A 19,726-nucleotide genomic window follows, 5' to 3' on the forward strand; every position below is an offset into this window, starting at 1 on the left:
AATGAAAAGTCTTGAGCGATATACGGATAATCCTGAGTTTGAATACGCAACCTCGGGACACAGGGCCTGTCAGGGCTGCGCTGAGATCCTTGCACTGAGGCTGGGCCTCAAGGTTTTCGGCGGGGACTCCATCATTGCCATGGCAACGGGGTGCATGGAGATCATTTCGACACCCCTTCCAACGACATCGTGGCGACTACCCTGGATCCATGTTGCCTTTGAGAACGCGGCGGCAGTAGCCTCCGGCATCGAGTCGGGCATAGGCATTCTTATGGAAAAGGGGAAGATCGCCAAGAAGGACATCAATGTCATCGCCATAGCGGGTGACGGAGGAACAACTGATATCGGGCTTCAGGCTCTCTCCGGAGCAATGGAAAGAGGGCACAACTTTACTTATATCTGCGTTGACAATGAAGCATACATGAACACCGGCATTCAGCGCTCTTCATCGACTCCTTTCGGCGCGATGACTACCACGAGCCCTCCGGGCAAGAAGAGCTTCGGTCAGAAAACCCAGAAGAAGAACATGCCCAAGATAGCAGCTGCGCACAATATCCCCTACGTAGCCACCGCCTGCCCGTCCTATCCCTTTGATTTCCTGGCAAAGGTAAAGAAGGCAAAGGAGACGAAGGGCCCGGCGTACATTCACGTCCTCTCTGTCTGTCCCACGGGCTGGAGGATACCCTCCGACCAGGCCATCCATTATGGAAGGCTTGCCGTTCGGACTGGCATATTCCCACTTTATGAGGTTGAGAACGGAAAGTACAGAATAACCTATAGCCCGGAACCATTGAGACCAGTCTCCGAATACATCAAGGGGCAGGGCAGGTTCCGCCATTTGACGGATGATCTCATCGCACAGATCCAGGAGCATGTTAATCAGGACTGGCAAGATCTTAAGAGCCACAGTGAAATAAAGTAGTCTATCGAAAACCAGTAGCGCCCGGCCTTAAAGGCGGGCGCTACTTTCACTCCGCCGACCACCTTCTTACGCCGCCGTTTTAGTGACATACCTCACAGAAAAAGCATGTTTATTGTCATATCTTGAAAAAAATACTTGAAATATAAGGCGGAACGTATACAATATTATATCTAAATCCGTGAAATTTGTGAGGCATAGGTCTTTAGTTAAGGAGGATTTGGACGATAAACAGTATGAAGGACAGATAAATGTCACTAGACCTTAAGAAAATAGGTAATACTCTTAGGGAGCAACGGGAAGAGAAAGGGTTGACGATCGTCAACATATCGGATTCCTTGTGCCTGCGGAAATCGTTGGTGCAGGCGATAGAAAACGGTGATTGGCAGGCGCTTCCTCATGAGGTCTATGTGAGAGGCTACCTCAAGGAATATGCACATCTCCTTGATATGAAAGACGATGTTCTGGAACTGGAAATGCCGGTCGAAGAGATGACGGTCCCGGAGGCTCCGGTAAAGAACAAAACCCTGAACGAGACAAGGCGCGTTCGAAGACGCGCCATATTTTATCCCCTTATATTCGTTCTCATAATCGCTTTCTTTGTTCTTAACCAGATATACAAGGAACGCTCAGCCTCAAGACCTACTTCGCGGGAGGTGGCTCAGCCGGCTTCCGCGAATGTGAGAACGACCCCTGGCGATCAAGCGGCGATACTGCCGGAATTTCAGGATATCAAGAAGCTTATGGTAACCTGCAATGAAAGGACCTGGGTTAGCGTGGTCATTGACGGGAGCGAGAAAAAGGAATTCATGCTCAACCCCGAAGATATTATCGTGCTGAACGCAAAGGAAGACTTCGATCTTCTCATCGGGAACGCAGCTGGTGTGAAACTCAATTTAAATGGTAAAGAAATCGAACTGACCGGTCAGAGCGGTGAGGTTAAACGGATAAAGGTTTCGTAATTCTTCGGGCAAATATCCGTCAGCTTGTCAGCCGTTCCATCTCAGCTGCGTCAATATCGAAGTTCGCATAGACCTTCTGAACATCGTCGGAATCTTCAAGGGCATCCATCAGTTTGAGCATCGTCTCCGCATTCTTTCCCTCGAGCTTCACATAATTCTGGGGGACCATGCTCAGTTCGGCAACAACGTGAGGTATCTTATTTTCCTCAAAGACCTTCTTGAGGTTCTCAAAATTGGATATCTCCGTATAGACCTCTATCTCATTCTCATCATCGGTTATATCTTCAGCGCCAGCTTCAAGTGCAAGTTCCATGATCCTGTCGCCATCGACAACCTTCTTGTCAAATGCCATGAAGCCCTTTTTGCCGAAAAGCCAGGAGACGCATCCCACCTCTCCCAGATTGCCGTTCAGGCGGGAAAGGATATGCCTGACCTCCGCCGTGGTGCGTTTCTTATTGTCGGTGAGGGTTTCTATGAGGATGGCGACGCCGCCCGGGCCATAGCCTTCATAGTTATATTCCTCGTAGGCGTCAGCACCGTCGAGCGCGCCGGTTCCTTTCTTAATGGCACGTTCGATGTTGTCCTTCGGCATATTCTCAGCCTTCGCGTTGTCAACAGCAACGCGAAGCCGCGAATTAGATTCGGCGTCAGCCCCGCCTATCCGTGCCGCGGTCGTTATCTCTCTGATCAGTTTTGTAAAGATCTTCCCGCGCTTGGCATCCGCCGCGCCTTTTTTGTCCTTAATGGAACTCCATTTGCTATGTCCTGACATCGTGCCCCCAAGGGTTCGAATGGTGGGCGATATTGGATTCGAACCAACGACCTCTGGTATGTGAGACCAGCGCTCTAACCATCTGAGCTAATCGCCCGTGCGTGTTTCTTTTTATTACATTCTTGTGAAAAAGTCAACCCAAGACAGATAGGATTTCTATTCTAATTTGCCCCGGAATTGTATTATCATTAACACACAATGCAGAACGTATTCGGTCCCGTCCCTTCAAGAAGACTCGGTTACTCCCTCGGAGTCGATATCATACCCCCAAAATACTGCAGTTACGACTGCATCTATTGCCAGGCCGGAAAGACCACGGATAAGGAGATATTGCGCAAGAGGTTTTACGATCCCGAGGTGATAGTCGCCCAGGTCGCGGACAGGGTAGCCACGACGCAGCAGGTTGATATAATTACGTTTTCAGGTTCAGGTGAACCAACCCTCAATTTGGACCTCGGCGTTATGATCAGGGGGGTCAAGAAGAGGGTCGCGACTCCTGTTGCCGTCATCACGAACGGCTCACTCCTGCACGACAGGGAAGTCAGGGCGGACCTCGCGGAAGCGGATGTCGTTCTGCCCTCTCTCGATGCCGTGAGCGAAGAAGCCTTCAAAAGGATCAACAGGCCTCACCCGCTCCTGGATGTCGAAAGTGTCATCGCGGGGCTGAAGAAATTCCGGCAGGGATATACCGGGCCGATCTGGCTCGAGATTATGCTCATAAGAAACGTCAACGATGACCCCGATGAGTTGAAGAAGATGGCTCATATCGTTTCAACCCTGGGTATGGACAAGATCCAGCTCAATACCGTCACACGGCCTCCCAGCGATGAGAAAGCGGGTAGGCTGGAGGAAGATAAGCTGCAGGCGATATGCAAACTTTTTGGTCCTGCCTGCGAGGTCATCTGTTCATTTGAAAAAGTGGCGGAAATGCCTGCCCAGGCGGACTGGTCGGGAATTATTCTCGAGACCCTCAAGAGACGGCCTCTTACCCTCGACGACGTGGTGAAGACCACCAGTCTTTCCCATTTTCAGGCGAAGACCAGGTTGAAGGCGATGGAGGAGGAAGGGCTCGTCAAGAGCTACGTTCTGGGCGACGATCTTTTCTACATCATCCCGTAGTCCCTCATTTCCGGGCTGCGCTCCTGTCAAAATCATATTGACAAAGCGATGAGCGAGCATTTACTATTACAGCTTAGAGAACGGCAGACACGTAGTTTTCCCTTATCTTTACCTGGATATTCCTTGAATATATTGCATGGAGGAGGTTGTCATGAGAATCAAGCGTGCCGTGGTCAGCGTTTCGAGCAAGGCGGGTTTATCTGACCTGGCGTTATTCTTAAAGAAGCTCGGCGTCGAGATACTGTCGACGGGGGGCACAAAGAAGTACCTTGAGGGGATAGGGGTGAATCCTGTGGAAGTCGGGGCATATACAGGTTTCCCCGAGATTATGGACGGCCGCGTCAAGACTCTCCATCCCAAGATCCATGGCGGGATCCTGAATATCAGGGACAACGAGGAACACCAGAAGGCCATGACGACCCACGGGATCAGTCATATCGACATGATCGTCGTCAATCTCTATCCCTTCATCGAGGTCGTAAGCAAGGGATGCACCTTCGAGGATGCCATTGAGAACATAGATATCGGCGGTCCATCGATGATTCGCGCCGCCGCCAAGAACTTCAAGTATGTCACCGTCGCGGTAGACCCCGATGACTACGGGAAGATCATCGAGAACATGACACAGAACGATGGCGCCACGACGGAGGAGATGCGTTTTTACCTGGCAAAGAAGGTCTTTTCCCTGACGAGCGCCTATGACAAGGCGATTTGCGATTATTTATCAAAAGTCTAAATAGATCACGGGGGTTGGTGTGAACGTTCTTGTCATAGGATCGGGCGGAAGGGAACATGCCCTGTGTTGGAAGCTTTCCAGATCGGCCGGAGTCGACAGGCTCTACTGCATTCCCGGGAACGGCGGCATCGCCGACCTGGCAGAATGTCATGATATCAACCCGGGTGATACTGACAGCCTTATTGCATTCACCAGAAGGATGAAGGTCGATCTTGTTGTCGTTGGTCCCGAAAACCCTCTCGCGGACGGCATTGTCGACGCCTTCGAAGCAAAAGGCATACCGATATTCGGTCCCGTAGCGCGCGGCGCTGCCATAGAGGCGAGCAAGATCTTTTCAAAAGAGCTGATGAGGGACAGTTCGGTCCCTACGGCTCCCTTTCAGGTTTTTAACGATCACAAAGAGGCGCTGAAATACATATCGGCAAAGGAGATCCCATTTGTCATCAAGGCTGACGGGCTTTGTGCAGGGAAGGGCGCCTATGTTATAAAAAACATGGCCGAGGCGGAATCGGTGCTCACGGAACTTATGGTCAACGGGATTTACGGCGACGCCGGAAGAAGGGTGGTCATAGAAGAATTCCTACCCGGCATAGAGGCGTCGTACCTCGCCTTCGCTGACGGTAACACAATACTTCCTATGCCTGCCTCCCAGGACCACAAACCGCTTCTCGACAATGATCTTGGACCGAATACGGGCGGGATGGGGGCGTATACGCCCATACCTTTTCTCAATGACGCCCTCGAGCGTGAGATACGCGATGGTATCATGTTGAAGACAATCGCGGCCATGCGAAAGATCGGCATTTCATACAAAGGGGTCCTCTACGGTGGACTGATGCTCTCCGCGGGGAAGCCCTATGTGATTGAATTTAATGCTCGTTTTGGTGACCCAGAAACACAGCCCATAATCTTTAAGATGGAAAGCGATCTCTTGCCCGTTCTCGTGGCGTGCGTGGAAGGGAAGCTCAGGGACCTGGGGGAGATCACCTGGAGAGAAGGCGTGAGCGTCTGTGTGGTCATCGCCTCGAAGGGGTATCCCGAGAAGCCGGAAAAAGGCAAGGTGATTCGTGGACTCGACGCGTTGGCAGGCAGGGATGACGTCATGGTCTTTCACGCCGGCACGAAAAAAGTGGGTTCCCAGTATCATACTGCCGGTGGGCGGGTTCTGGGCGTTACCGCAATGGGCCCGACGTACGAGGAAGCGATAATGAAGGCATACGAGGCCGTGGGTCTCATCGATTTCGAGGGAATGTACTACCGCAGGGATATCGGGAAGAAGGCCCTGATTACCCAGTAGGCGTTTCCAAATATTAAAAGGCAGGAGGTTGTAATGTCGAAAGAATTCAATATCGGTGTGATACCAGGCGACGGCACGGGACCTGAGGTCATAGCCGAGGGGGTCAAGGTTCTTACGGCTGCTTCTAAGAAATTTGGCTTTTCCTTGAATTTCACGTACTACGACATTGGCGGGGAGCGTTACATGAGGACGGGCGAAACACTTCCCGACAGTGTTCTGAACGAACTCAGGCAGTTCGATGCCATCTATCTCGGTGCCATTGGGCATCCCGATGTGAAACCAGGCATCCTGGAAAAGGATATTCTCTTAAGGACACGCTTTGAACTGGACCAGTACATCAATCTCAGGCCCGTCAAGCTCTATGAGGGTGTGGAGACGCCCCTGAAAGACAAGGGACCGAAGGAGATCGATTTCGTCGTTGTCAGGGAAAACACGGAGGGGCTTTACACCGGTTCAGGAGGCGTTCTGAAAAAGGGAACGAAGGACGAGGTGGCCGTTCAGGAATCGATCAATACCCGCAAAGGGGTCGAGCGGTGCCTGAGGTTTGCCTTTGAATACACGAGAAGGAGGAACCGGGAGAAGAAATTGACCCTTTGCGGCAAGACAAACGTTCTCACCTTCGCCTTTAATCTCTGGGAGCGTGCCTTTTACGAGGTCGCCGAGGAGTATCCCGATATAAAGACGGATTACGCCCATGTCGACGCAACCTGCATGTGGATGGTCAAGAATCCCGAGTGGTTCGACGTCATTGTGACGGACAACATGTTCGGGGACATAATCACGGACCTGGGGGCTATGATCCAGGGAGGCATGGGGATAGCTTGTGGCGGCAACATCAATCCCGAGGGGGTATCGATGTACGAGCCCATAGGTGGATCGGCGCCGAAATACACGGGAAAGAACGTCATAAACCCCATGGCGGCCATCCTCGCCGGCGCGATGATGCTCGAGTTCCTGTCCCTGGGCGAGGCATCGTCAGCCATCGAGGGCTCGGTTCAGAGGGCAATTAGGAACGACCTCAAGTCTATGGAGGCAGGCAAGATGGGGATGGGGACAAAGGAAGCGGGAGACCTTATCGCGGGGTACGTTGCGGGGTAGACTTACATCTCCATTGTGTTGTGCGAAGACACCTTGAGCTTCTTGCTCAGGGTGTTCCTGTTTATGCCAAGGAGTCTGGCAGCCTTTGAGATGTTGTTGTCCGTTATCCTGAGTGCGGCTTGAATGAAGATGTCTTCGACATGCGAGAGAATGTTTGAATAGACCTCATCGTCGTCATTTACCTTTGATAACAATATTTTCTCAGCGATATTATCAAGTCGTAGGTTAACGAGTGTATACAACTCTTGAATATCGTTATTCATAATATCGGACACCGGATCACTCGATTCTGTTTTCTATATTAGATGAGAAATAGACGCCGCTGTCAATGATAATAGTGAATAAAGTTATGAGAGGGAGACCTGTAGAGGAAAGTACTGGAGTATCCATATGTTACAGATGCGTCCATTGTGTCCTAATTCTCCACAGGTGCTGATAATGGATATTATGTTAACTTACGTAAGGGATACTCAGAACCCCGACATGTCCTGAATCCCAGCAGTCTCCTTCTCTTACACAACACCCCGCACGACGCCTGATCCCAATGCCCCGTACTCTCGCCAACATATTGACAAAAATATTGATTCGTTTAATATATTGCACAGTGGATAGTATGGACCCGGACATAGAACGATCCCTCAACATCCTTGGTCTCACCGAAGACATATCTCTTGAGGAAGTCGAACGGGTTTACCGCGGCCTTGTCGCGAGCAGAACCTCCTGGGGTGATGTAAAGGAGATCAATTGGGCCTACGAGTGCCTGAGAGAGCATATTGCCGCAAGGGAAGCTGCCGTGACCTCGCGGGAGACGCCTGCGGCGGAGCCCGAGGCGAGACCCGCCAATAATGTGTCATCGCGCCGGATCATTTTGGGGGTGATTGTCTCCTCGGCAATCCTGGCCGCGGTCCTCGCCGTACTTGCACACTTCAACGTCATCAACCTCCAAAGCAGCCCGGCCCCAGGAGACCTATCGGACATCATTAAGAGCGTGAAGCCGGCGATAGTCACCATTCTCACCGAAGGCACCCCTCGCGGTTCCGGTTTCGTGGTCAGCAAGGACGGCTACATCGTTACCAACGCGCATGTCATGCGCGAAAAGACGGGGAAGGCAGCCTTTACGGACGGTTCCGTCACTGTCGTGGAATTGATCTTCATGGATCCCGAACTGGACTTCGCCCTTCTCAAGACCGCCGACACCCGTCAATATCAGTATCTGCGCCTCGGAGACAGCTCGGCCTGCTTCGAGGGAGAGACCGTGATTGCGGCAGGTACGCCACTTTCATTCGACACGACCTTCACCAGGGGGATAATCAGTGCTTCAAAGCGGTCATTTCCCGCCTACAGGGCATCGTTCATCCAGACGGATGCGGCTCTCAGCCCCGGAAATAGCGGCGGTCCCCTTATCAATCTCAAGGGGGATGTCATCGGTGTCAATTCCCTCAAGATCTCCGGCATCAGCGTCGAAGGCATGGGTTTCGCCGTATCGATCAATGACGTGAAACAGCACATCATCGCCAGGAAGCGCATGAGCGACGATGATCTGTCGCGGCAACTCGCCCGCATGGAGAAGAAGATGGAGGAAATGAGCCAGTGGCGAAACCAGGCCTCAGCCAGGGAGGAAAAGAGCGCCCGGGACAGGATGGTTGAGGAACAGTGGGAACGCGATCGCCGAAGGAAGGAATTTGCTGAACGCGTCGAAGAGGCCAACAGGAGCCTCAGAGAACAAAAGGAGCAGGAAGAGCGCCGCATCCACGAGGAGGGCGACCGGTACAGGAAACAAATGCGCGAACAGATGGAAACGAAGCGCAAGGCCCTTTCTGAATGCCTGCAGGCGGCGAACCACCGCTATCAAACGGCGTGGAACGATTCATGCGCGTCCACAGGTCTCGACGCGAAGTGCAAGCTCCCCTATTCCACCGCAAGGATACTCGAACAGCGTCTCATGCAGACCCGAAATGAATGCTTCCGGCTTTATCCCCAATAGCCTGTGTTATACCTTGAATCGTTATATCGCCTTCCAGAGGTTGGCGACAGGTCCCTGAGTTGTTCGTAAACGGGCGCCCTGCCCCGCTATCTAAACGGTCAAGTTAACCGTATATTCATCGAGGGAATACTACCCTTCAAAAGTGTCGCAAATCTCCTGAGTTCTTTTTATTCACAGGCAAAGAGTTTCCAGTCAAGCGTTCCCAAGCCTGTAAGGTAATCCCCCACCCCTGCTATAGTGGACGCCCCGGTGATAGTATTAGGTATCCCCCTGATTGTCAAGCATGAGGACTTATGGCAATCTTATGCCAACGACGAGGTGATGATGACGGTTCTGTGCAAAGTAATCCCCCTTAAGACGGCAATGACTTCCGCCTACGATATAATGAGGACTGACCTTGAAGAACCCATGGATGGCGCAGAGAGAGCTGCACTTATCAACAAGATCCTGTGTGTCGCGAAGGAGATGGAAGATGAATGGGAAAACGACCATTCTTCCCCAGCCATCAGGGATAAGATCCATTTGTTTGTTCATTACCTGCGAAGGTTACAGGTATCTTAGGAAAAGACGAAAACCAGCCTGATCCAATATTTGAAAAAACAGGGGTGTTTCGAGAAGGCGAATTCCTCAGGGAGCCGCAGGTGCAATCCCTGGACGCTATCGAGCACCTGACGTAAGGAATAGATCAATGAACAAGATGATGTTTACCATACTGCGGATCCTCGATAAATATGAGGAGGTCGTGGGTTCCGCCGAGTTGTCCAGAGAACTCTTAAACCATGGGATAGAACTTTCCGAGAGGACAGTCCGCTATTACCTCAAACTTCTCGACCAGATGGGAATGACGAGGATCCGGGGCAAGAGAGGACGAGTGATTACCGAAAAAGGGAAAGGTGAGGTCAGCAAAGCCTTTGTGTCGGAAAGGATCAAATTTGTCATCAGTAAGATCGACAGCCTCTCCTATCTCACGGATTTCAACATCGATTCTCTAACTGGAAACATAATCCTCAACATATCCTTCTTTCCCGAGCACAAACTGAAGGATGCGGTAAGGGTAATGGCAAAAGCATTCGACTCCCCCTATGTGATGAGTCGCAGAATTGCCTTTGCAAAAGGCGGGGAAAGGATAGGAGACGTTCAGGTCCCGCGGGGATACGTGGGTCTTGGCACCGTCTGCAGTATCACGCTGAACGGTATTTTTCTCAAGTCGGGGATACCGGTGACCTCACGGTACGGGGGGGTTGTCGAGATCAGGGATGGGGTCCCGTCAAGATTCACCTCGCTCATAAGCTACGAGGGTTCGTCCATGGATCCTCTGGAGATCTTGATCAAGAGCCGGACTACCGATGTGATCGGGGCAATTGCGGGCAATAACGGTAGAATTCTTGCCAGTTTCCGCGAAATTCCCGTGGTGAGCATCAGGGAAGCAGAAATCCTCACAGAAAAAATGTCCCGCAAAGAGATTGGGCGGAACATCCTCTTTGGCAAGCCGAACCAACCGCTTCTGGATGTGCCTGTAGGAATTGATAAGGTTGGCATGATCGTCGTTGGCGGTCTAAACCCTGTTGCGGCTGCGGAAGAAGCCGGAATTTTCACGGAAAACAGGGCCATGTCGACACTCTACGAATATTCACGGCTGCTCACTTTCAACGAAGCGGCGAGTGATCTTCTGTAGTCCTACGCAAAACAGATGAGCTTTTGGGAAATGATATCCGCCATCACACAGAGTCGTTGTCCCTTCGTCTCATAAACCTTTACAACATTCTGGAATTTTGAGCTCTCCGGCACAAGTGCTGGGAACACGTTGTCAAAACGGTCAAGTATCTCTTTCTGGAATATGACCTCTGGATTGTCAGGAAAGAGAGCGAGATAAAAGATATTTGTCTCAACAAGATCCTGGAAGAAATGGGTGCCAAAGGAGAGTTCGGGTATGAGATTACCGCCCATGTAGGCGATTTCGGCCAAAAAACTTATGTTGTTGATCTCCGAGAACCTCACAGAAACACCGAGGGACGGGATTGTCGAGCCCCACCTTCCAGGTCCCAGGAGCAAGGTAGGCATATCATCGCGGTTCTTAATAAGCTTGTTTAACCTTCCAATGAGTCTTGCGATACTGTACTTATCGGAGACGTTAAGTTTGCTGTATTCCGCCGGATCTACGAATATAACCCGGGCTATGTCTTGAACGATACTGCCTCCCATGAAGTGTCCCTGGATGGAAATAAATACACTATCTCTGTCGATCTGATCCGGTATATTGACCCTTTGTCGGGCCTGACCCCTGGTTTGAACAGGTCTGCATTGAAGAAGATTAATCTTATATTCGTTATACTGCGTGAAATTGACGGTAAATTCAATCTCTACTGGATAATCGTAGGCCTCTTCAAGCGCTTTCAACATGCGGTGCAGCACTCCTGACAATGATGTGTTGGAAAGGAGGTTGTCAAAGGTGAGTATCCATGCTTCCCTGTCCTGGTGGCCAAGCTCTCGCATCCTCTGCGTTGTCTCCGGGTCTCGGACGGCGAAGAGGTCCAGCTTGATATTGAGACCATCCTGGGCCTTGTTCATAAACGATATCGTCTCAAAAGAGTTCGTTTCGATGTTGAGGGTATCGAGATTGTGTTGGGAGAACCGGCGTGCCTCATCAGGAGCGGTATGGGGACGATATAAGGGGTTATCAAGGGCAACTATCCGGGGATAATCGTTCTCAACGCGGTTTACCGCCCTCGTTCCCAGTCCGGCGACAAGCCGTAACATGCCCGCCTTCGGGTCCATCCCCTCTTTCCATACGAAATTGTTGTATGAAATGCCAACACCGGCAAGGTCGGGGAAGAAATAATGTTTCCTGTAGGATCCGGAAACCCTCTGAACCAGCAGCGCCATCTGTTCGTCCTGCTGGTCGAGGCCCCTCTGGAGGCGGTACGCAAGGGCGTCCTCATTCATGGTGCTCGCGAAGATCCTTCGTACCGATTCGACGAAAGTGGCGTAACGCTGTTCAGGAGACCCCTGGTTCACGGAAAAGATGCTGTCATACTTACCGGCAAAGGCGTTACCAAAGGCATCTTCAAGCAGGCTGCTTGACCTGATGATAATCGGAGACTGCCCAAAATATTCGATAAGCTGCTGGAACTGCTCTTTTATCTCGTACGGAAAGTCACCCCCGAGCATCCTTTCTCCGAGAGGGATGGCAGCCTCAAAGTAACCTTCTTTTGTTTTCTGTTCCGTGCGGAGCTTCCAGAGCCCATTTTGAACGATATAGGTATAGAAGATATCTGAACCTATGTAAAAGGAATCATGGTGCTCAAGGTAGTTTTGCCACGGAAGCCACTTGTCCATTTCGAGAATTTTACGGGCGAGGAGCATTCCCACGGTCTTTCCTCCAACAAACCCCGTTCCTATCACCCTCGATTTGATGTCCAGAAGGTCTTCAAGAGTAAAGACCTTCCTGGCAAGGGAAAACATTCGGGTTTCCTTGCCGATCATGATCCTGCACAGCTCATCGATCATCTCCTGACGCTCGTCCGGTTCGCATGACCTATGGGAAAGGTCCTCCGCCTTCATAAAAAGATGGTCCCAGTAATCCAGGTATCTTCTCGGACTTTGGGTTTCCCTTCTCGATATATCGGAGAAGAGTTGCGTGGCATCCACGCTGTTGATGATGGGCGAGAATTCAGCACCCTCTTCGAGATGTGGGAAGAACATTGTCGGCGAATAACGATTCCAGGCTTTCAAGGGGTGTACGCAATAATTATCCCCCGGTTTATACACCTCCAGAAGAAGCTGGGTTGTCTCCCTGATGCGGGCCACGGTCTTGAAGGAGTGGCTGTGTCTCAATATGGAGAAATAGGCGATAGTGTCCAGTTCGAATAGATAGGGACACATAACCACGAAAAAGTTGCCTGTCATGAGATCGGTGGCCCAGACAGACTGAAGGAAGGAAAGGCAGTCAAAGACGTAGAAAACCTCTCGCCCTTCCGTCGTGGCGATGTTGTAAACCTGGGTTGTGAAGGTTTCAAAACCGGTATATGCGTCCAGGGAATATATCCTGGTGCATTCTGGAGGATCGAGCAGGGGCGCATGGTCGGCAAATCGCATATAGACGACGCGTCTTCCCTCCTTGAGGGCTTTCCGGGCGAAGGGAAGAACAAAATGGCGGTAGTCCTCTATCTCGTCCACCTGCCAGACTACATTATCTCCGAGACGGAGGTCGTTGAATACCAGATCAAGACCGGGGAGGCCTGTGCTTACTGGAAGAGATGGCTTCATATAAACCTCTCAAGTACCCGTAATTATATACCAGGACGTGACGTGGTGCGAGCGCTCAATGCAAAAAAGGCTGGATACGGCTCTCCATTTCCTCGTACCGGAAAAGTCTGTTGAAATCGATAAGCCCCCCCAGGGCTCTCGAATAAGCCCTGATGCCTGTTTCCTCAAGGATCGAGACCGGGTTGAGCCCGCCAATCACAATCGCCCCTATCCTGCCTTCACTGACGGGTATATCAAGAACGCTCTGTCCCGGCCTTCCGATGGTTACCAACCCGCCGAGACCAATTCTTTTCAACTTATCCCCGAGATGTTCAACCATGTCGCGGCTGTCGGCGGGGAATTCCCTGAAACTGGCCCCTATCCTGCCGTTTCCTGTTTTGATGGCCCCCATATAGTCCGTCATGCCGCTCCGGATAAAAACCTCGAGGGGGTCAATACTGGTTCCATCATACATTATTAGCTCTACAAAACGGGTAGGCTTCTTATCGATCAGTTCGAGTAATCCTCCGAAGCGCGAGTTCGTGGGGATCCCGTGTTTGAGAAGCACCCCATTCAAGGTTATCGAGCAGACCGTGCCTATCCCTATCATCCCTTCAGGGACCGTAATATGCTCGAGGCTCTCCCCGGGGGCAAGAAATGTGATGAGTTCTCCCATGGCGTACCCGTCTCTGAAAACCTTGTAGATATGGGAAATGCTTTCTGCGAAAAGTTCCGGGTTAACCATTGTTATATTGATAACGACACTTCCCGAAGTTGTGTTGAGATCAAAATTCATACGATAGGTCATCTGATCGATCTTTGCCGAAAGAAGTCCAACCTTTTCAATTATGTCGGAGGACTCGAGTTCCTTGCGCCCCTGTTCTGTAATATGGTGACCTCTTTTGCCCTGGCTCATCGTCAGTCCCTCGGCCATCAGGTGCTGGAGATATAAACGCACCGTCCTTTCACTGACCTCATGCCCAAGCAGGTTGATCTCCTCGGCGATCCTTATGCTGGAAAGCGCTGACCGGGCATCCTTTAAGGTCTTAAGTATCAAGAGCTCCTTTGGTTTCCTCTTTTCTTCCATATAGGCCTCACTCCACAATCACGATATGTACCGGCAATCGGTAACAGGCCGGCCGGCAAGTCTGCCGTTATTTAATTCTAGCAACTACAACAATAAAGGGCAAGAAAATAAGAGGGCTAGACATAACTAAACTATTTTATTGACAATGAGTGTGACCGTTGGCATAATTATCAACGACGGTAGCTTCCATATATGGCAATTACTTGCCGCTCGTATGGCAACGCCTTACCGCATAACCAATATCAAGGAGGCTCACATGATCGAGTGGCCAAAATCAAACGACGCATTGGGAACAGTCAACAGGGGCAATCCGGCAGAATCCGGTCTTTGTACATTATGTCGTTCAGATTGCAAAGGTAAGTGCGAAACGTTTCTCTCCAGCCTCAAGGGTAGAAAGATGCTCTATCCAAGAGACTTTGGGACTGTAACAGCGGGCAGCGGCAACACCATGCACATAGGAGTTGCGTACAACTCCCTGAGAATCCAGGGGTACAATTACGGGGTGAGCGGACTCCCTGGTGGACTCTCGAACTCAGCGGACGACTGTATCTTCCCCAACGTCAATGTCGAAACAGAATTCGGAAATACAGTGAAGACGAAATGCAAGGTTCCCATTATGACGGGCGCATTGGGTTCCACATTCATTGCGGCTAAATACTGGGATTCTTTTGCTGCCGGAGCGGCCCTGGTGGGAATCCCTATAGTAGTTGGAGAGAACGTCGTCGGCATCGACCGGGAAGCGGTTATCAAGAACGGCAAGATCGTGAAGGCGCCGGAACTTGATCGCAGGATCGATACATACCTGCGCTATTTTGATGGTTATGGCGCGATCATAGTACAGATGAACGTTGAGGATACGAGAAATGGTGTGGCGGAATATGTCATTGAGAAATACGGCGACAAGGTCATCATTGAACTCAAGTGGGGTCAGGGCGCCAAGGATATTGGAGGTGAGATTCAGGTTGACAATCTCGGCTATGCCCTTTTTCTTAAGGACAGGGGTTATGTGGTAGATCCCGATCCAACCAGGCCAGAGGTTCAGAAAGCATTTGAACATGGCGCGATCAAGACCTTTGCCCGTCACAGCAGGCTTGGATATACCGATCTTTCATCGGCAGATCAGGTCGAAGAGTCTTTCATGACCGCCGTCGAATATCTCAGGAAAATAGGTTACACGAGAATCTCTCTTAAGACCGGTTCCTATGGCATGGAGGCCCTTGCCATGGCCATCAAGTATGCAAGCGATGCCGAGCTTGATCTTCTTACCGTCGACGGATCCGGCGGCGGAACCGGCATGAGCCCATGGAACATGATGGAATCGTGGGGTGTGCCTTCAATTCTTCTCCATTCCAAGACTTACGAATACGCTGCAATACTTGCCGCAAAGGGCGTGAAGGTTGTCGACATCGCTTTTGCCGGCGGCCTCGCCCGTGAAGACCATATCTTCAAGGCTCTGGCCCTGGGCGCTCCCTTCACGAAACTGATCTGTATGGGCAGATCGGCGATGATCCCAGGATTTGTGGGTTCCAATATTGAAGGTGTGCTCAATCCTGATCGCAGGGCAAGAGTGAATGGCAACTGGGACGAATTGCCTCCCGCCGTCAAGGAACTTGGTGTCAGTGCGGACGAGATCTTTGCGGGATACTATGATGTGCAGAAGAAGGTCGGCCAGGATGAGATGAAGAATATTCCCTACGGTGCCATTGCGATGTGGACATTGATCGATAAACTTGCAGCCGGTCTTCAGCAGCTGATGGCGGGCGCACGTCGGTTCAGGGTATCCGAGATCTCGAGAAATGACATTTTCTCCGCAAATAGAGAGACGGAGATAGAGACCAATATCCCCTTTATCACTGATGTCTTCGACGAAAGTGCAAAGCGGATACTCACCTCTGAGTCAAGAGTTCTTCTAAAGAGGATGGGCGCGCGTTAAGCGGTTCATTTTCCCCTGGCAACACAGCGCAATAAAAAAGGGTCCTGTGCAAACACACAGGGCCCTTGTTGTTTTTGGTTGCGGGGACCGGATTTGAACCAGTGACCTTCGGGTTATGAGCCCGACGAGCTACCAAACTGCTCCACCCCGCTATCGAATGGAATAAGGTAAAGGAAAAACGGCTCAAAGTCAAGGGTAATAATCCCTTCGGCCGTGTTTACTGCCTTGTCCGGCGCGCTTTCATGAGTATATCCGTGGGCCTTTGATGCAAAAGAGACTTGGAAGCGCCCTTTGGGGCATTCGACTATGAGGTCCTGTCAGGGTATGAATAACCGGATAACGTAAATGATGATCCCCTGGAACAGGGATATGACGGGATTGAGTATTCCCAGGTAGAGAAGACCGAGTATTATGAACATTCCGAAAGGTTCCAGCCGTTCCAGATAATGGCCGTATTCAGCCGGCAGAAATCCCATGAGTATCTTTGAGCCGTCAAGGGGCGGCACAGGGATGAGATTGAAAGCCGCCAGCATTATGTTCACCCTTGCCATGAAATAGAGCATTGTATGCAGGGGCCCCAGATCATAATCCTGGGTGACGCGCATAATGAGAAAAGCAATGAAGGCCAGGATCGTGTTCGCCGCGATGCCGGCTGCGGAGACGTAGATCATGCCCCTCCGGTGATCGTGCAGGTTCAGGAAATTGACGGGAACCGGTTTTGCCCATCCGAAACCAAAGATGAGAAGGGCTATGGAGCCGAAGGGGTCGAGGTGTCGTCTGGGATCCAGGCTGAGCCTTCCAAGCCATTTTGCCGTAGGGTCCCCCATCCTGTATGCTACCCATCCGTGAGCAAGTTCATGGATGATGATGGAGTACATAAGGGGTATGACGAGAAGTACGAATGTCAGGGGGTCGCGAAATAAAAGTTGAATAAGTCCCATGATAAAGTGATTGAGACTATCCCATAGATAGAAGGCAATTGCAAATGAATTTAACAGATATCCGAATAAAGATATGCTGTATTCTAATAACATAATTGACAAAAATCGGGTGCCATGATAATAAGACATTTAGTCTGTTGGGTGGGAAAATACAATACTTGTTCAGGTACGGTGAAATTTAAATAATGAGCGGCGATCCAGAAAAAGGTTCTGGCCCCGGCATCCCCCGGAAAGACATATTTCGTGATGCGCCCGATTTTGAAGTAGCTGATGCCTTTGGCGTTACCCTCGCTTTGCGCTTCCGGAACTTCATGATCCGTCATCTTGAACTGGTCTTCGTTCTGCTCATTGCCGTTCTCGTTTGTGCCGTCTTTTTTATCCTCCCTTACAGGTTCGCCTTTCTGAACCTTTTCTACCTGCCTGTCCTGCTGGCCGCGTATATTCTCGGGAAACGCAAGGCTTTATATGCATCTCTCAATATCATTGTTGTCGTGGCGGTTACGGCCGTCATGAGGCCCGAATGGTTCACCGTGAGCGGCAATATGACGAGCACACTCATCATGATCATCATCTGGGGCGGTTTTCTCGTCCTCACAAGCGCGGGTATCGGGTCGCTGCAGGAAAAACTGGCCAAGGGCTTCGAGGAGACGAGGCGGCTCTACGAGGAACTCAAGCGCAGCCGCGTGGTCGAAGAGATGAAGGAAAAGGTCGAGAGGACCCTCTACACGACGATGGATCCCGTCGTTGCCAAACTTGCCACGGAAGGGAAACTGAGGATAGAAAAACGCGAGATCAGCATCATGTTTTGTGACCTCACTGATTTCACGGCCTATTCCGACCAGAATCCCCCGGACATAGTCCTTGATGAACTGAACCGGTTCATCGGAGGGATCGAACCGGTTATCGAGCTTTTTAGGGGTCATATAGACAAATACATGGGAGACGGTGTCATGGTCGAGTTCGGCGCACCCGTCGACTACGCCCAGCATGCCCTCATGTCTGTCATTGCGGCCATAAAGATGCAGGAGAGGATGAAGGACATCGGGTTGCCGTGGAAGCTGCGCATCGGTATCGCTACGGGGTATACGATCGTAGGCATGATGGGGGTGCATCGACAGGCCTACAGCGCCATCGGCGACCGGGTCAACGTGGCGAAGCGCCTTGAAGAGATCTGCGAGCCCGAACGGATATACGTGGATGAGTTCACGTTCAACTTCGTTGAACCCTTCGTGAATATGAAAAAGCTGCGAAACATGGGATACAGCCGCCAGACGGACAAGGCCCTGCTGGAGGAACTCAGTGTCCTCGAGCACAATCTCGCCATGGAGGGTGAGAGCTCGGGTCTTCTCTACCAGATGGGGAGGGCCCATTTCGGTCTCCATGATGCCTCTGCCGCCATTACCTGTTTTGAGCGCGCCCTCGCCCTCGATCCGGATTCCACCGATTTGAGGCTCGCCTACGCCGACGCCAACTTGAAAAAGGACGACTTCGAGAAGTTCCAGCTTAAAGGTAAGCTTCACAAGATCGCGGTCTACGAGGTTAAGAGTCTAAAAAGCCGCTGGCATGACCGCAGCGTCATCCCCCCGGCCATATCGGAACGATACAGCGAGGTGGAGGCCGCGATAAAAGCACCTTTCGACCTTGTTCTGGCTGTTGAATCTCTGGATGGCTCCATAGGGCGGGGCCTTCTCGTGGCGATGCTCTCCTACGTCCTGGCGGATCGCCTCAATGTCAACGAGGACTTGAAGGCCGACATACTGCAGGCCGGTTTGCTCCAGGACATCGGCAAGGAGGCCATACCCCACCATATCCTGAACCGCCAGGCAAGCCTTACCGAGCATGAGATCAAGTTTGTCGAAAAATATGTCCTCGAAAGTGTGGCATCCCTTAAGAGGCTCGGCTACGTCAACGATCAGTTCCTGCAGATAGTGAAGTATCATCATGAGCTCTGGAACGGCAACGGGTATCCTGACGGGCTGAAAGGTGAGGAAATACCCATCGGCGCACGCATAACCGCCGTTGCCGAGGCATACAGCGCCATGACATCCTGGCGCCCCTATCGCGGCCCATGGGATGTGCGCCTTGCATTGAATGAGATAAGGAAGAGCACGGAAAAGGGTTCTTACGATCCCCAGGTTGTCGACATTCTCATGGAGGTCCTCAAATTCGATGGCATGCCGCTGGAAACCGCTGACATTTCGCCGGCAAGCGGCAGGTAGAGACACGCAAGGTGTGACATCACCGCATACTCGCATAAATCCTCCCCCCCAGGGATCTCCGGAACAGGCAGGCATGGACAACGGGCATTTTTCCGACCCGTTTTGGCGCTGTGCATCATCCTTTCTTTTCCGCTGTTCACGTACGGGGCAGACCTCATCCCGAATTACAGTGACGCACTTGAGATTGCCATCCGCAACGCCTCGAGCCCTTCCGGTTGGCAGCCCGCCTCGCTCTATGTCATACCTGACGGAGGGGCAACGGAGGGCCTTTTCTACGACGGAACCAGGCTGGTCGTCCGGACGGCTACGAAGTCAGGTAACTTCAAGAGCAACTATGTCGGGCAGGCCGGCTACAAGATCTTCGGGGGGGCCACGACCCACGCTTCATGGGTAACCGTGGGTAATGACGCCACC

At 51.5% G+C, this 19,726-nt stretch carries 17 protein-coding genes and 2 tRNA genes; 12 read left to right on the plus strand and 7 right to left on the minus strand.

The window, feature by feature from the left end:
* Position 1: 1 nt before the first annotated feature.
* Entirely contained in the window at positions 2-922 is a 921-nt protein-coding gene (gene porB, locus PHC90_09760; protein ID MDD3846635.1) for a pyruvate synthase subunit PorB, read from the plus strand.
* Between the two features lie 248 nt (positions 923-1,170).
* Positions 1,171-1,881: a DUF4115 domain-containing protein gene (locus PHC90_09765; GenBank protein MDD3846636.1), complete on the plus strand. Its 711-nt coding sequence runs from the start codon at positions 1,171-1,173 to the stop codon at positions 1,879-1,881.
* 19 nt (positions 1,882-1,900) lie between these two features.
* Here PHC90_09765 and PHC90_09770 read toward each other — a convergent pair whose 3' ends face one another.
* Both PHC90_09770 and PHC90_09775 read right to left on the minus strand, forming a co-directional pair.
* Entirely contained in the window at positions 1,901-2,653 is a 753-nt protein-coding gene (locus tag PHC90_09770) for a YebC/PmpR family DNA-binding transcriptional regulator (GenBank protein MDD3846637.1), read from the minus strand.
* Positions 2,654-2,673: 20 nt separating this feature from the next.
* Positions 2,674-2,750, minus strand: a tRNA-Val gene (locus PHC90_09775).
* Positions 2,751-2,851: 101 nt separating this feature from the next.
* Between PHC90_09775 and PHC90_09780 the strand changes: the two genes are divergently transcribed.
* The 4 genes from PHC90_09780 to PHC90_09795 all read left to right on the plus strand — a co-directional run bounded on the left by PHC90_09780 (position 2,852) and on the right by PHC90_09795 (position 6,903).
* Positions 2,852-3,772, plus strand: coding sequence for a radical SAM protein (locus PHC90_09780; GenBank protein MDD3846638.1), 921 nt, complete (start codon positions 2,852-2,854; stop codon positions 3,770-3,772).
* A gap of 151 nt (positions 3,773-3,923) precedes the next feature.
* Positions 3,924-4,508 (plus strand): hypothetical protein, encoded by a 585-nt coding sequence (locus PHC90_09785; protein ID MDD3846639.1) that lies wholly within the window; start codon positions 3,924-3,926, stop codon positions 4,506-4,508.
* Positions 4,509-4,527: 19 nt separating this feature from the next.
* The gene (purD, locus tag PHC90_09790; GenBank protein ID MDD3846640.1) at positions 4,528-5,805 is read left to right on the plus strand and encodes a phosphoribosylamine--glycine ligase; all 1,278 of its coding nucleotides are present in this window, start codon (positions 4,528-4,530) and stop codon (positions 5,803-5,805) included.
* 33 nt (positions 5,806-5,838) lie between these two features.
* Positions 5,839-6,903: a 3-isopropylmalate dehydrogenase gene (locus PHC90_09795; GenBank protein MDD3846641.1), complete on the plus strand. Its 1,065-nt coding sequence runs from the start codon at positions 5,839-5,841 to the stop codon at positions 6,901-6,903.
* A 2-nt stretch (positions 6,904-6,905) separates the two neighbouring features.
* Here the strand turns inward: PHC90_09795 and PHC90_09800 are convergent, their stop codons facing one another.
* Positions 6,906-7,097 carry a helix-turn-helix domain-containing protein gene (locus PHC90_09800; protein MDD3846642.1) on the minus strand — a complete coding sequence of 64 codons (192 nt, stop codon included), beginning with the start codon at positions 7,095-7,097 and terminating at the stop codon, positions 6,906-6,908.
* Between the two features lie 419 nt (positions 7,098-7,516).
* Between PHC90_09800 and PHC90_09805 the strand changes: the two genes are divergently transcribed.
* The 3 genes from PHC90_09805 (at position 7,517) to PHC90_09815 (ending at position 10,562) form a co-directional block, all read left to right on the plus strand.
* Complete coding sequence (locus PHC90_09805; GenBank protein ID MDD3846643.1) at positions 7,517-8,887, plus strand: trypsin-like peptidase domain-containing protein; 1,371 nt, start codon at positions 7,517-7,519, stop codon at positions 8,885-8,887.
* Positions 8,888-9,136: 249 nt separating this feature from the next.
* Positions 9,137-9,448, plus strand: a complete 312-nt coding sequence (locus PHC90_09810) for a hypothetical protein (GenBank protein MDD3846644.1) — start codon at positions 9,137-9,139, stop codon at positions 9,446-9,448.
* A 127-nt stretch (positions 9,449-9,575) separates the two neighbouring features.
* A complete protein-coding gene (locus tag PHC90_09815) occupies positions 9,576-10,562 on the plus strand; it encodes an NrpR regulatory domain-containing protein (protein ID MDD3846645.1) in 987 nt (328 codons plus the stop codon).
* A 2-nt stretch (positions 10,563-10,564) separates the two neighbouring features.
* Here PHC90_09815 and PHC90_09820 read toward each other — a convergent pair whose 3' ends face one another.
* Both PHC90_09820 and PHC90_09825 read right to left on the minus strand, forming a co-directional pair.
* Positions 10,565-13,153: a PEP/pyruvate-binding domain-containing protein gene (locus tag PHC90_09820; protein ID MDD3846646.1), complete on the minus strand. Its 2,589-nt coding sequence runs from the start codon at positions 13,151-13,153 to the stop codon at positions 10,565-10,567.
* Positions 13,154-13,208: 55 nt separating this feature from the next.
* Positions 13,209-14,219: an NrpR regulatory domain-containing protein gene (locus PHC90_09825; protein ID MDD3846647.1), complete on the minus strand. Its 1,011-nt coding sequence runs from the start codon at positions 14,217-14,219 to the stop codon at positions 13,209-13,211.
* A gap of 397 nt (positions 14,220-14,616) precedes the next feature.
* Between PHC90_09825 and PHC90_09830 the strand changes: the two genes are divergently transcribed.
* Positions 14,617-16,152: a glutamate synthase-related protein gene (locus PHC90_09830; GenBank protein MDD3846648.1), complete on the plus strand. Its 1,536-nt coding sequence runs from the start codon at positions 14,617-14,619 to the stop codon at positions 16,150-16,152.
* A gap of 75 nt (positions 16,153-16,227) precedes the next feature.
* Here PHC90_09830 and PHC90_09835 read toward each other — a convergent pair.
* Positions 16,228-16,304 (minus strand) — tRNA-Met (locus tag PHC90_09835).
* 165 nt (positions 16,305-16,469) lie between these two features.
* The gene (locus PHC90_09840) at positions 16,470-17,093 is read right to left on the minus strand and encodes a site-2 protease family protein (GenBank protein MDD3846649.1); all 624 of its coding nucleotides are present in this window, start codon (positions 17,091-17,093) and stop codon (positions 16,470-16,472) included.
* 185 nt (positions 17,094-17,278) lie between these two features.
* On the opposite strand from PHC90_09840, the gene PHC90_09845 reads away from it, so the two are divergent.
* Both PHC90_09845 and PHC90_09850 read left to right on the plus strand, forming a co-directional pair.
* Positions 17,279-19,312 (plus strand): adenylate/guanylate cyclase domain-containing protein, encoded by a 2,034-nt coding sequence (locus tag PHC90_09845; protein MDD3846650.1) that lies wholly within the window; start codon positions 17,279-17,281, stop codon positions 19,310-19,312.
* Between the two features lie 102 nt (positions 19,313-19,414).
* On the plus strand, positions 19,415-19,726 hold a 312-nt coding region (locus PHC90_09850), incomplete at its 3' end, for a hypothetical protein (GenBank protein ID MDD3846651.1).

Source organism: Syntrophorhabdaceae bacterium, from assembly GCA_028698615.1.
Lineage (GTDB): Bacteria > Desulfobacterota > Syntrophorhabdia > Syntrophorhabdales > Syntrophorhabdaceae > Delta-02.

Excerpts from the sequence above, each read along its gene's own strand:
- PHC90_09780 (MDD3846638.1), top strand. The coding sequence starts at position 2,852 with ATGCAGAACGTATTCGGTCCCGTCCCTTCAAGAAGACTCGGTTACTCC.
- PHC90_09785 (MDD3846639.1), top strand. The coding sequence starts at position 3,924 with ATGAGAATCAAGCGTGCCGTGGTCAGCGTTTCGAGCAAGGCGGGTTTA.
- porB (MDD3846635.1), top strand. The coding sequence starts at position 2 with ATGAAAAGTCTTGAGCGATATACGGATAATCCTGAGTTTGAATACGCA.
- PHC90_09815 (MDD3846645.1), top strand. The coding sequence starts at position 9,576 with ATGAACAAGATGATGTTTACCATACTGCGGATCCTCGATAAATATGAG.
- PHC90_09820 (MDD3846646.1), bottom strand. The coding sequence starts at position 13,153 with ATGAAGCCATCTCTTCCAGTAAGCACAGGCCTCCCCGGTCTTGATCTG.
- PHC90_09770 (MDD3846637.1), bottom strand. The coding sequence starts at position 2,653 with ATGTCAGGACATAGCAAATGGAGTTCCATTAAGGACAAAAAAGGCGCG.
- PHC90_09845 (MDD3846650.1), top strand. The coding sequence starts at position 17,279 with ATGAGCGGCGATCCAGAAAAAGGTTCTGGCCCCGGCATCCCCCGGAAA.
- PHC90_09830 (MDD3846648.1), top strand. The coding sequence starts at position 14,617 with ATGCTCTATCCAAGAGACTTTGGGACTGTAACAGCGGGCAGCGGCAAC.
- PHC90_09765 (MDD3846636.1), top strand. The coding sequence starts at position 1,171 with ATGTCACTAGACCTTAAGAAAATAGGTAATACTCTTAGGGAGCAACGG.
- PHC90_09805 (MDD3846643.1), top strand. The coding sequence starts at position 7,517 with ATGGACCCGGACATAGAACGATCCCTCAACATCCTTGGTCTCACCGAA.
- PHC90_09795 (MDD3846641.1), top strand. The coding sequence starts at position 5,839 with ATGTCGAAAGAATTCAATATCGGTGTGATACCAGGCGACGGCACGGGA.
- PHC90_09825 (MDD3846647.1), bottom strand. The coding sequence starts at position 14,219 with ATGGAAGAAAAGAGGAAACCAAAGGAGCTCTTGATACTTAAGACCTTA.
- PHC90_09840 (MDD3846649.1), bottom strand. The coding sequence starts at position 17,093 with ATGGGACTTATTCAACTTTTATTTCGCGACCCCCTGACATTCGTACTT.